The organism is Sphingomonas bacterium (genome assembly GCF_903643035.1).
GTDB lineage: Bacteria > Pseudomonadota > Alphaproteobacteria > Sphingomonadales > Sphingomonadaceae > Sphingomonas.
In genome coordinates this window covers 1-11,919 of the sequence record NZ_CAHJWW010000069.1, presented here as the reverse complement: position 1 = coordinate 11,919, position 11,919 = coordinate 1, and the positions used below count along the sequence as shown (strand labels likewise).

The following is an 11,919-nucleotide window of genomic DNA, read 5'->3' as shown; positions in this document are numbered from 1 at the left end:
GCTTCGCCGGTCGCGCCGGCGTCCGTCGCCGGTCCCGCTCCGTCCCGGCCGGAACGTCCCGCGGTCGACAGGCGTCGGCATCGAGAGATTCGGCTCCCCGCTCCTTCCGCGTCCGTGACGCGGCGCGGCCGGGGGTTGCGGGTCGCCTGCCTGGCGCTGGCGGCGCTCGTCGCCAGGCCAGCCGCTGCCCAATCGATCCTGCGCGACGCGGAGACCGAGGCGATGTTCGCGGACATGGCGGCGCCGCTGGTGACAGCCGCCGGCATGGATCCCAGGGAGGTGAAGGTCGTCCTCATCAACGACGGGGACATCAACGCCTTCACCGCCGGCGGGCAGACCATCTATGTCAATTCCGGGCTGCTCGCGGCGGCGGACAACGCCAACCAGGTGCAGGGCGTGATCGCGCACGAGCTGGGCCATGTCGCCGACGGACACGTCGTCCTGGGCGACGCGGGCGGGAAACAGGCGATGGGCATCCAGATCCTGTCGATGGTGCTGGGCATCGCGGCGGCGGCGGCGGGCGGCGGCGAGGCGGCGGCCGGCATCATGGCCGCGGGCCAGCAGGCGGCGATGGGCAAGTATCTCGCCTTCTCGCGCACCACAGAGGCGACGGCGGACGCAACCGGCGCCAAGTTCCTGCGCAAGGCGGGCATCACCGGCCAGGGGATGCTCGACTTCTTCAAGAAGCTGCAGGCGGAGGAAACCTATTGGTCCGCCACCGGCAAGCTCGATCCGTTCATGCAGAACCATCCGCTGACGGGCGAGCGCATCGCGGACCTGACGGCGGACATCCAGGCGTCGCCCGCCTTCCACACGACGCCCGATACCGCGCTGAACGACCGCTTCCTGCGCGTTCGCGCCAAGCTCCAGGGCTATGTCGCGCCGGCGAAGGACACGCTGACGAAATATCCCGTCGCCGACCAGTCGATCTACGCGCACTATGCGCGCGCCTATGCCTATCACAAGTCCGGCTATCCCGAGCAGGCGGACGCCGAGGCCACGGCGCTGGTGAAGGCGAGGCCCGACGATCCCTATTTCCAGGAGATCCGCGGCCAGATCCTGCTGGAGGCGGGCAAGCCGCGCGAGGCGCTGGCGCCGCTGCGCCGCGCGGTCGCGGGTTCGAGCGACACGCCGCTGATCGCCACGACGCTGGGCCACGCGCTGATCGCGACGGAAGACAAGGCGAACTATCCCGAGGCGGAGCGCGTGCTGCGCGTCGCGGTCGCGCGCGACGACGACAACCCGTTCGGCTGGTATCAGCTGGGGCAGGTCTATACGCTGCAGGGCGACGACGCGCGCGCCGCGCTCGCGACCGCCGAACAGGCCAGCCTCACCGGCAACCCGAGGCTCGCCGCCTACACCGCGAAGAAGGCGATGGCGGGCATCGCGCCCAACAGCGCCGACTGGATCCGCGCGTCCGACATCGCGATGACGTCGCAGAACGACCTCGACAATGGGCGTAAACACCGGTGAGCCGCTGGATGCCGGCACTCGCCGGGATCGTCGGCGTGCTGCTGGGCGCGGGCGCGATGATGGGCCGGAACGGGCTCGCCTGGCGCGAAACCGACACCCGGGGCCGTACGGAGGGCATCGTCCACGCCTATCTGCTCGATCATCCAGAGGTGATCCAGGAAGCCAACCAGCGGTTGCAGGATCGCGAGACCGGCCGGCTGATCGCCGCCAGCCGCCCCGCGATCGAGACGCCGGTGGGCGACGCCTTTGCCGGCAACCCGAAAGGCGACGTGTCGGTCGTCGAATATTACGACTACAACTGCGGTTTCTGCCGCGCGAGCCTTCCGACGATCGCGCAGCTCGTCAGGGCGGAACCGAGCGTGCGCGTCGTCTATCGCGAGCTGCCGGTCCTGGCGCAGTCCAGCCTCGTCGCCGCGCGGGCGAGCCTGCTGGCCGCGGGACAGGGACGGTTCCGGCGGTTCCACGACGGGCTCTACGCGGCCGGACCCGTCACCGATGCGACGATCGCCGCCGCGTCGCGCCTCGCCGGCGTCGACACCAGCCGTGCGGCGGCGGAGCGGCCGGGCGAGGACGCCGCGATCCGCGCCAATCTGGATGTCGCGCGCCACCTCGGCATGGCGGGTACGCCGGCATGGGTGGTCGGCGACCGGGTACTCGTCGGCGCGCAGACGCTGGACCAGCTGCGCGCGGCCGTCGCGGCGGCACGGGCGGCGCGTGGGGCGGCGGCATGACCGGTCCCGTCCTGTCGATCGAGGGGGTCGCCAAGACGTACAAGTCGGGCACCGTCGCGCTGCGGCCTGTCGATCTGACGATCCCGCGCGGCGAGATCTTCGCGCTGCTCGGCCCCAACGGTGCGGGCAAGACGACGCTCATCAACATCGTCTGCGGCATCGTCACCGCATCCGCCGGCCGGGTTACCATCGCCGGGCACGACGCGTTCCGCGACTTCCGCCTTGCGCGACGGCTCGTCGGGCTGGTGCCGCAGGAGCTGAACATCGACGTGTTCGAGACGGTGCTCGCCACCGTCACCTTCAGTCGCCGACTGTTCGGTCGATCCGGCCATTCGGCCTATATCGAGCAGGTGCTCCGCGACCTGTCGCTGTGGGACAAGCGCCATGCCAGGCTGATGGAGCTTTCGGGCGGCATGAAACGGCGGGTGCTGATCGCCAAGGCGCTGAGCCACGAGCCCGAGCTGCTGTTCCTCGACGAGCCCACCGCCGGCGTCGACGTGGCGCTGCGCCGCGACATGTGGGGCCTGGTGCACCGGCTCCGCGAGCGCGGCACGACGATCATTCTGACGACGCACTACATCGAGGAGGCCGAGGAGATGGCCGACCGCGTCGGCGTGATCGACCGCGGGCGGTTGCTGCTGGTCGAGGACAAGGCGGCGCTGATGGCCAAGCTCGGCAAGCGCGCGCTCGACCTGAGGCTCGTCGAGCCGCTGGCGGCGGTGCCCGACGCGCTCGCTGAGTGGACGCCGACACTGGAGGACGAGGGCCGTGTGCTGCGCTACCGCTTCGACGCCGCGGATGAGGGCACCGGAGTGCCATCATTGCTCGGTAGGCTGCGTGAACTGGGGATTGCGTTCAAGGATCTGGAAACGTCGAAGTCGAGCCTGGAGGACATCTTCGTCGACCTAGTGGGAAAGCCGGCGTGAGCGGCGCACCGGGGCGCTCGCTAGAGCTGTACTATGTCGACGGCAAGCCGGACGGGATGGTGACGGCGGAGCTGTTCAACTGGACGGGGCACGTCCTGATGGCCCCCCGCACGCAAGTCGGCGCGGCGTTAAAGCGAATCGAGTCGACCTATGCCGGCGTCTACCTGTTGATCGGCGATGACGCGGGCGAGCCCCGCGCCTATATCGGCGAGGGCGAGGATATCGCTGAACGCATCCGCGCGCACGACATCCGCAAGGAGTGGTGGACGACCATGGTGCTGGTCACCGCCGCCGCGAACAAGCTGAACAAGGCGCACGTCCGCTATCTGGAAGCGCGCCTGATCGCCGAGGCGCGCGCCACCGGCCGCGTGCCGCTCGACAACGGCGTCGTGCCCGCCGTCCCGTCGCTCAGCGAAGCCGACATCGCGAAGATGGAAGCGTTCCTGGAGAACCTGTTGGTCGTCCTGCCGGCGGTCCGGGTCGACCTGTTCATCCGGCGCGCGCGCGCCACGGTCTCGTCACCGACGCTCGCCCCTGCCGCCACCGTGGCCGGTCATGCGCCAAGGTTCGTCCTGGCCAATCGGAAACAGGGCCTGCGCGCCACCGCCTTGCTGACCGATGGCGAGTTCGTCGTCGAGGCGGGCTCGCAAGCCAGGTTGAGCTGGGCGGGTCTGGCGTCGCACACCTATTCAGGCCTATTCGCCGAGCTGGTCCGCGCGGGCGTGCTGGTAGTGCGGGGCGAGCACAACGTGTTCGCCGAGAGCTACGCCTTTCGCAGCCCCAGCGCTGCGGCGGCGATGGTGAACGGCCGGCCGTCGAACGGCCAGATCGAGTGGCGCTCGGAGCAGGACGACGCGACCTATCGCGACTGGGAGGCAGGCCAGTTTCCAAGGAACATGGCCGCATGATGAACACGCACGGCGTCTGGGCGATCTACCGGTTCGAGATGGCGCGCTCGCTGCGCACGCTGTGGCAGTCGCTGGCGACACCGGTCATTACCACCGCGCTCTACTTCGTCGTGTTCGGCGGCGCGATCGGCAGCCGGATGAGCCAGGTCGGCGGCGTCGGCTACGGCAGTTTCATCGTCCCGGGGCTCGTGATGCTGTCGCTGCTGACGCAGAGCATCTCCAATGCGTCGATCGGCATCTATTTCCCGCGGTTCACCGGCACGATCTACGAACTGCTGTCGGCGCCGATCACCGGGTTCGAGATGGCGATCGGCTATGTCGGCGCGGCGGCGACCAAGTCGATCGTCCTGGGCGTCATCATCCTTGCCACCGCCACGCTGTTCGTGCCGGTGCGGATCGACCATCCGCTGGCCGCGGTCGCCTTCCTGCTGCTGACCAGCGCCGCCTTCTCGCTGTTCGGCTTCATCATTGGCCTGTGGGCGAAAGGGTTCGAGCAGCTGACGATCGTCCCCTCGCTGCTCATCACGCCGCTGACCTTCCTGGGAGGCAGCTTCTATTCGATCGACATGCTGCCGCCCGTCTGGCGCACGGTCAGCCTGTTCAACCCGGTGCTGTATCTCGTCAGCGGGCTGCGGTGGAGCTTCTATGGCCAGGGCGATGTCGGCGTGGGCGTGAGCCTCGCCGTCACCGCCGGTTTCCTGGTCGCGTGCCTGGTCGTGGTCGCCGTGATCTTCCGGACGGGATGGCGGCTGAAGAGCTGATCCTCACCGCATCACCGGCAGCACGATCCGCGACTCCCGTCCCGGCGCGAAGCACACCGACTGGTTTGCGACGATATAGTCCGCAGGCTTCGCCTTGGCGATGTTGGGCACGAAGCTCTGCGGGTTGCGGTCGATCATCGGAAACCAGTTCGACTGGACCTGCACCATGATCCGGTGCCCTTTCAGGAACACATGGTCGTGGTCGCGCAGCGGCACGTCCCAAGCCACGACCTTGCCGGGCACCAGCGGCCGGGGATCGGTGTCGCTCGCCAGGAAACGCCCGCGCCGCACGTCCATCGCCACCGGCAGCTGATAGCCGTTGAGCTGGCGCGTATAGTCGCCGAGCTTCGCCGTCGCGGGATCATAGCCCTGGGTGTCGTCGGGCAGCACGTCGATCAGCTTCACGACCACGTCCGAATCGGTGCCGCTGGTCGAGGCGAAGATCGTCGCCGCCACGGTGCCCGTCACCGTCAGGTCGGCGGTCAGCGGCGCGCTGGTCCAGCTCAGCACGTCGGGGCGGTGATCCACGAACCGCTGGTCCGCCGCCTCCCACCAGCGCCATTCGGGCGCGGGATAGGTGGGGGAGATCGGCCGTGCCCGGAACGGGACCGGATTGGCGGGATCGGAGACGTAGTGCCGGCAGCCCTCGTCCGTGGCCGGCGCGGTGAACGACAGGCTGGCGTCGGCATGGAGGTACAGGCTGGTCGGCCGCGCGCCGGCGGGCGGCCAGCTGGCATAGTCGTGCCACCGGTTCGATCCCGACTGGAACATCCGCGCCGCAAAGTCGGGCCGCTCGCCTTTCCCGTGCAGCCAGTAGCGGAAGAACGGCGCCTGGATCTGTTCCTGGAACTGCGTCCCGCTCTCCTGCCGCAGCGGGATCGGGCCGAGCATGTCGCCCTTGCCCTGCCAGCCGCCGTGGTTCCACGGTCCCGACACCATCTGCGACAGGTGCTGCGGATCGTCCTTCTTCTGCTGCGCGTAGATCTGCCAAGATCCCCAGGGATCCTCCTGATCCCAGAAACCCGCGACGTTGAGCGTCGGAACGCTCGTGCGACCGAGCGCCTTCTGCCAGTTCTGGCTGGTGTAGAAGCTATCGTGGTTGGGATGCTCGATCAGGCTGGTGAGCATCGGCACCGAGCCCTTGAAGACCTGCGAGTCGAGGTTTCCCGCCGAGCCGAGCGACAGGAGATATTCGTAGGTGTCGCGGGTCGGATATTCGAACGGCTTGAGCTGGGTCTTGTCGACCTGAAGCTCGGAAACCCAGTCGGCGGTATAGGAGAGCCTGAGCGCGCCGTTGCGGTGCAGGTCGTCCGACTGCCAGTAATCGATCCACGCCGCCTGCGGGCTCGCCGCCTTGAGTGCGGGATGCGGGTGGACCAGCGCCACGCCGGCGGCGAAGCCGGGGTAGGACACGCCCCATATGCCGACGCGGCCGTTGTTGGCGGGCACATGGCGGACCAGCCAGTCGATCGTGTCGTACGCATCGGTCGCTTCGTCGACCGCTTTGGGATCGGACGGATGGACCGCGGTGGAGAGGGTGAACGCGCCGTCCGACTTGAACCGCCCGCGCATCGACTGGAACACGAAGACATAGCCGTCGCGCATCAGCGGCGCGAACCGCGTCACGCCGTCCGGCGCGGCGGCGGGGACCCCGTAGGGCGTCCGCTGGAGCAGGATGGGCAGTTTCTCCGGACGGTCGCGCGGCCGCAGGATCACGGTCTGCAACCGCGCGCCGTCGCGCATCGGGATCATCACCTCCTCGAAGGTGAAGGGCGAGCGGATGACGGGGGGCGGGGGCGTGGTCTGCGGGACCGACGCGCCCGCGCCCGTACTCGTCACCGCCAGCACGCCCAGTCCGATCAACGTCGCGATCCGCATGTCCTGCCTCCCCCGTATTTCGCTCCCCGTCTGCGCCGGGCCGGACGGTCGGAACGACCGCTCTTCCACACCGCACCGCCGCCCGCCTCGATCGACCCTCCGCCCGTCGAGGCGCCGATCAGGCGATGCGATGCTCGCCCTTGACCCAGCGCACCGTGCCGGAGGAGGCCCGCATGACGACGCTCTCGGTCGTCATGCGCCCGTCCTTGCGCTTGACGCCCTTCAGCAGCGATCCGTCGGTGACGCCGGTCGCCGCGAAGATGCAGTCGCCCCGCGCCAGTTCGGTCAGGTCGTATTGCTTGTCGAGGTCGGTCACGCCCCATTTCGCCGCGCGCCCGCGCTCGTCGTCGTTGCGGAACAGCAGCCGGCCCTTGAACTGCCCGCCGACGCAACGCAGTGCCGCCGCCGCCAGCACGCCTTCGGGGGCGCCACCCGATCCCATGTAGACGTCGATCGTCGTGTCGGGATTGGTGGTGGCGATAACCCCCGCCACGTCGCCGTCGCCGATCAGCATGACGCCGCAGCCCAGCCCCCGCAGCTCCGCGATCAGCGCCTCGTGCCGGGGACGATCGAGGACGCACACGACGATGTCGCCGGCCGGACGTCCCTTGGCGGCGGCGACCGCCTCGATGTTCTGGGTCGGCGTCCGGTCGAGGTCGATGACGCCGTCGGGATAGCCGGGGCCGACCGCGATCTTGTCCATATAGACGTCGGGCGCGTTCAGCAGCCCGCCCTGCTCGGCGATCGCCAGCACCGCCAGGCTGTTCGGCCCCGCCTTGGCGCAGATGGTGGTGCCCTCCAGCGGGTCGAGCGCGATGTCGATCCTGGGTCCCGACCCTTGCGCGGAGCCCACCTTCTCGCCGATGAACAGCATCGGCGCCTCGTCGCGCTCGCCCTCGCCAATCACCACGGTGCCGTCCATCGCCAGCTCGTTGAGCGCGGCGCGCATCGCCTCCACCGCCGCCGCGTCCGCCGCCTTCTCGTCCCCGCGCCCGGTCAGCGTGGAAGCCGCGACGGCCGCCGCCTCGGTGACGCGCACCATCTCCAGCACGAGGACGCGGTCGAGTACCTGGCTGGCGGTGGTGGTCATAGGAAGTCCCCCTTGGATGATGCAGTCGTCGGTTAGGCAGCGGCCGGCGGGTTGTCCATATGCCGGCCAAAGCCCGTTGGGGCAGTCAGCCCTTGGGCGGCCTGATCTGGAACAGCACCGGCCAGTCCTTGCCCGTCACGAACAGCCGCCGGCCGCGGGCGTCCCAGGCAATGCCGTTGGGCACGTCGTCCTGGTCGGTCGCGCGCACCTGCGCGGTCAGCGCCGACACGTCGATCCAGCCGACCACGCGGCCGCTGGCGGGATCGATCCGGGCGATGCGGTTCGTGCGCCAGATGTTCGCCAGGATCTCGCCGTCGACATATTCCAGCTCGTTGAGCTGGTCGACCGGCCGCCCGTCCGCCGTCACGGTCAGCCGCCGCCGCTCGCGCAGGGTCGCGGGATCGAGGAAGCGGAGCTGCGCCGTCCCGTCCGACATGACGATCGAGCGGCCGTCGTGCGTCAGCGCCCAGCCTTCGCCCGGATAGTGGAACTCGCCCTGCTTCATGAAGTCGGCGAGCCGCCAGCGCCAGCCGATCCCGCCCTGCCACGTCAGGCTGACGATTTGCCGCCCCCAGATCACGATCCCCTCGCCGAAGGTCGGGGCTGCGATGGCGACCGAGCGCAGCACGCGACCGGTGGCGAGCTCGACCTGGCGGATTGACGAGCGGCCGGGCTCGCCCGTGCTCTCGTACAGGCTGCCGTCGTGGTAGAGCAGCCCCTCGGTAAAGGCGCGCGGATCGTGCGGGAAGGTCGCGACCACCTGCGCGGGCGCGACCGGCGCGGGCGGCGGCGCGGCGGCCCCGGCAAGCAGCGCCAGCGCGAGGATCGGGAGCGCGCGCATCAGTCGCGCAGCAGGTCGTTGATGCTGGTCTTGGACCGGGTCTGCGCATCCACGCGCTTGACGATCACCGCGCAGTAGAGGCCGGGCTCGCCGGGCAGCGTGCCGGGCACCACCACGCTATAGGGCGGCACCTCGCCGCGGAACGTCTCGCCGCTCGCCCGGTCGACGATCTTCGTCGACGCGCCCAGATACACGCCCATCGACAACACCGCGCCCTCGCCGACGCGCACGCCCTCCGCCACCTCGGACCGCGCACCGATGAACGCGCCGTCGCCGATGACGACGGGATCGGCCTGCAACGGCTCCAGCACGCCGCCGATGCCGGCGCCGCCCGACAGGTGGACGTTCCTGCCGATCTGCGCGCAGCTGCCGACGGTGGCCCAGGTGTCGACCATCGTCCCCTCGCCCACATGCGCGCCGATATTGACGAAGCTCGGCATCAGGATCGCGTTGCGGCCGATGAAGGCGCCGTGCCGCACGACGCAGCCGGGCACCGCGCGGAAGCCGGCGGCGCGGAAGCGCGGCTCGTCCCAGCCGTCGAACTTCAGCGGCACCTTGTCGAAGGCGGGGGCGCCGACCCCGTCGACCATCCGATTGTCGTGGAGGCGGAACGAGAGCAGCACCGCCTTCTTGAGCCACTGGTTGACGCGCCAGCCCCTTTCCGCTTCGCCGCCGTCGGGCTCGGCCACCCGCGCCTCGCCGGCGTCGAGCATCGCCAGCGCCCGCGTCACCGCGTCGCGCACCTCGCCCCCGGTATGGAGCCCGAGATCGGCGCGATCCTCCCACGCGGCGTCGATCGTCGCTTCAAGGTCGGTCATTGGTCCTCCAGGATGGCGCCGAGCCAGTCGGCGAGGTCGGCGGTGGTGAAGTCGATGCCGGGCGGAGCGTCGCCCGCCTGTTCCGATCCGTTGTCGACCCACAATGTCGTCATCCCGATCGCCTTGGCGGGCGCGAGGTTGCGCGACATGTCATCGGCAAACAGCGACCGGCCGGGGTCGAGGCCGAACGCCTCGCACAATCCGCGATAGGCGGACGCATGCGGTTTCGGCATCAGGCCCATCGCGTGGATGTCGTGCACCGCCTCGAACGCCTCGCCCAGGCCCAGCCGTTCCAGGACCTTGAGCGCATAGGGCGCATCGCCGTTGGTGAAGACCAGCTTGCGCCCCGGCAACCGCGCGATCCGCGTCACGAGCGCCGCGTCATGCACCAGCACGTCCATGTCGATGTCGTGGACATAGGCCAGAAAGGCGTGCGGATCGACGTCGTGCTCCGCCATCAGCCCCGACAGGGTGGTGCCGTGCCCCAGGAACCACGCCTTCTGCGCCCGGAACGCGGCCTCCCGGTCCAGCCCCAGCACCTGTGCGACATAGTCGGTCATCCGCCGGTCGACCTGCGCGAACAGGTCCGCGCTCGCAGGGTAGAGGGTGTTGTCGAGATCGAAGATCCATGTGTCGATCGAGGCGAGGCGCGGCAGCATCGCCACACCTGTTAGGCAGACCGGACGAGGCGGGCAAGCCGCGCTTCCCAGCGCGGGGAGAACCGCATAGGCAGGATGGATCGGCAACGCCCAACAGGGGGACCCGACAAAGGGACTCGACAAGGGACCCCGACAAGGGGGCCGGACAACAAGCCGGACGGCGGTCCGGACAGGGGGACGGGCGACATGCGGGCGATCATCAGGCGTCGGATCCTCTGCGGCGTCGCGCTGGCCGGAACGGCGGCTCTGGCGGCCTGTGGCGATGGCGGCGGCGGCGTGCAGAGCACGCCCACGCCGACCGTCACCCCGACGACGCCCACGCCTGCTCCCACCCCCGCGCCCACGCCCGTCGCGACCCCCACGCCGACACCGACCACCACCGCCTATGACACCGTCGAGTATCGCCAGACCTTGGGCGCCGTCGACATGAACGCGCTCGCCGCCTATCACAGCGGCGCGACCGGCGCGGGCATCACGGTCGGCATCGTCGACAGCGGCATAGACCTGACGAGCGCCGAGTTCGACGCGCGCATCTCCCCCGCCTCGCAGAACGTCGCCGGCGGCACCACCGCGCAGGACCAGGGCGGCCACGGCACCGCGGTCGCCTTCACGCTCGCCGGCCGCCGCAACGGCACCGGTACGCAGGGCGTCGCCTTCGACGCGACGCTGGTGATCGAACGCGCCGACACGCCGGGCACCTGCACCGGCACGACCGCGGGCGCGGACACGAGCGGCTGTTCCTTCAGCGACAGCAGCATCGCCGCAGGCGTCGACGCGGCGCGCGTGGCTGGCGCCCGCGTCATCAACATGTCGCTCGGCGGCTCCGCGCCCGCAGCGTCGCTGGTCGCCGCGATCAGCCGCGCGACGGCGGCGGGCATCGTCATCGTCATCGCCGCGGGCAACGACGGCACCGCGAACCCCGACCCGTTCGCGGAGGTGGCGAACAACGCCGCCGCCGCGCGCGGCCTGGTCGTGATCGCCGGATCGGTAAACGCCCCGACCGGCTATCAGAACACCGCGAACCAGGCGGGCACGCCGGGCGCGATCTCAACCTTCTCCGACCGGGCGGGTGACGGCGCGTCGCATTACATCACCGCGGTCGGCACGCGGGTGCCGGCGCCCGACAACACGGGCACCAGCTATCTGTGGACCGGCACCTCGTTCTCGGCGCCGCAGGTGTCGGCGGCGGTCGCGCTGCTGGCGCAGGCCTTTCCCAACCTGACGGGCGCGCAGATCGTGTCGATCCTGTTCTCCTCCGCGCGCGACGCGGGCGACGCGGGGGTGGATGCCATCTATGGCAACGGCATCCTCGATCTGACGGCCGCGTTCTCGCCCATCGGCGCCACCGCGCTCGCGGGAGGAGGAAAGGTGGCGGTGTCGATGCGCGCCAACGGCGTGCTGTCGGGGCCGATGGGGGATGCGCAGGGTACGCTGGGCGCGGTGATCCTCGACGGCTACAGCCGCGCGTTCGCGGTCGACCTCGGGCGGACGCTGCGCAACGCCGCCCCGCTGCCCATGCTGACCGGCGCGTTGTCGAGCCGGACCCGCAACGTCCAGACCGCGCTGGGCAGCGGCACGACGCTGGCGGTGACGCTGTCGCCACGGTTCGACGGCAGCGTGGCGGTCGACCGCACGGCCTTCAGCCGCACCGACGCGGAGAGCGGACGCGCGACCGCGGCGCTGGTCACGCAGCGGATGGGCGCGCACGCGCAGTTCGCGTTCGGCATGGGCTATGGCGGCGCGGCGCTCGTGGGCGCCCTGGTCGGCGAGGCGACCCCTGCGTTCCTAGTCGCCGCCGATCCGCGCGGCGGGGCGGGCTTCGACGGCCGCGCCC

Annotated in this window: 11 protein-coding genes; 6 read left to right on the top strand and 5 right to left on the bottom strand. The window is 70.2% G+C overall.

Annotated features, from left to right (window positions below):
• Nucleotides 1-135: 135 nt before the first annotated feature.
• The 5 genes from HUV01_RS06375 to HUV01_RS06355 are packed head-to-tail and all read left to right on the top strand — an operon-like array spanning nucleotide 136 to nucleotide 4,799.
• Nucleotides 136-1,473, top strand: coding sequence for a M48 family metalloprotease (locus HUV01_RS06375; RefSeq protein ID WP_368039998.1), 1,338 nt, complete (start codon nucleotides 136-138; stop codon nucleotides 1,471-1,473).
• Nucleotides 1,470-2,204: a DsbA family protein gene (locus tag HUV01_RS06370; RefSeq protein WP_254606421.1), complete on the top strand. Its 735-nt coding sequence runs from the start codon at nucleotides 1,470-1,472 to the stop codon at nucleotides 2,202-2,204. The genes HUV01_RS06375 and HUV01_RS06370 overlap by 4 nt, the downstream gene beginning before the upstream one ends.
• Complete coding sequence (locus HUV01_RS06365) at nucleotides 2,201-3,130, top strand: ABC transporter ATP-binding protein (RefSeq protein ID WP_174297465.1); 930 nt, start codon at nucleotides 2,201-2,203, stop codon at nucleotides 3,128-3,130. Before HUV01_RS06370 ends, HUV01_RS06365 begins: the two co-directional genes overlap by 4 nt.
• A complete protein-coding gene (locus HUV01_RS06360) occupies nucleotides 3,127-4,038 on the top strand; it encodes a GIY-YIG nuclease family protein (protein ID WP_174297464.1) in 912 nt (303 codons plus the stop codon). Before HUV01_RS06365 ends, HUV01_RS06360 begins: the two co-directional genes overlap by 4 nt.
• Nucleotides 4,038-4,799 (top strand): ABC transporter permease, encoded by a 762-nt coding sequence (locus HUV01_RS06355; RefSeq protein WP_174297466.1) that lies wholly within the window; start codon nucleotides 4,038-4,040, stop codon nucleotides 4,797-4,799. The genes HUV01_RS06360 and HUV01_RS06355 overlap by 1 nt, the downstream gene beginning before the upstream one ends.
• A 3-nt stretch (nucleotides 4,800-4,802) precedes the next feature.
• Here HUV01_RS06355 and HUV01_RS06350 read toward each other — a convergent pair whose 3' ends face one another.
• The 5 genes from HUV01_RS06350 to HUV01_RS06330 all read right to left on the bottom strand — a co-directional run bounded on the left by HUV01_RS06350 (nucleotide 4,803) and on the right by HUV01_RS06330 (nucleotide 10,085).
• Nucleotides 4,803-6,677 (bottom strand): CocE/NonD family hydrolase, encoded by a 1,875-nt coding sequence (locus HUV01_RS06350; RefSeq protein WP_174297463.1) that lies wholly within the window; start codon nucleotides 6,675-6,677, stop codon nucleotides 4,803-4,805.
• A gap of 118 nt (nucleotides 6,678-6,795) precedes the next feature.
• Nucleotides 6,796-7,767, bottom strand: coding sequence for a class II fructose-bisphosphatase (glpX, locus tag HUV01_RS06345; protein WP_174297462.1), 972 nt, complete (start codon nucleotides 7,765-7,767; stop codon nucleotides 6,796-6,798).
• Nucleotides 7,768-7,852: 85 nt separating this feature from the next.
• On the bottom strand, nucleotides 7,853-8,608 hold the full coding sequence (locus HUV01_RS06340; protein ID WP_174297461.1) for a glutaminyl-peptide cyclotransferase: 756 nt from the start codon (nucleotides 8,606-8,608) through the stop codon (nucleotides 7,853-7,855).
• A complete protein-coding gene (dapD, locus tag HUV01_RS06335) occupies nucleotides 8,608-9,426 on the bottom strand; it encodes a 2,3,4,5-tetrahydropyridine-2,6-dicarboxylate N-succinyltransferase (protein WP_174297460.1) in 819 nt (272 codons plus the stop codon). The genes HUV01_RS06340 and dapD overlap by 1 nt, the downstream gene beginning before the upstream one ends.
• Complete coding sequence (locus HUV01_RS06330) at nucleotides 9,423-10,085, bottom strand: pyrimidine 5'-nucleotidase (protein WP_174297459.1); 663 nt, start codon at nucleotides 10,083-10,085, stop codon at nucleotides 9,423-9,425. Before HUV01_RS06330 ends, dapD begins: the two co-directional genes overlap by 4 nt.
• Before the next feature lie 186 nt (nucleotides 10,086-10,271).
• On the opposite strand from HUV01_RS06330, the gene HUV01_RS06325 reads away from it, so the two are divergent.
• The coding region (locus HUV01_RS06325; RefSeq protein ID WP_174297458.1) for a S8 family peptidase at nucleotides 10,272-11,919 on the top strand (1,648 nt) is incomplete at its 3' end.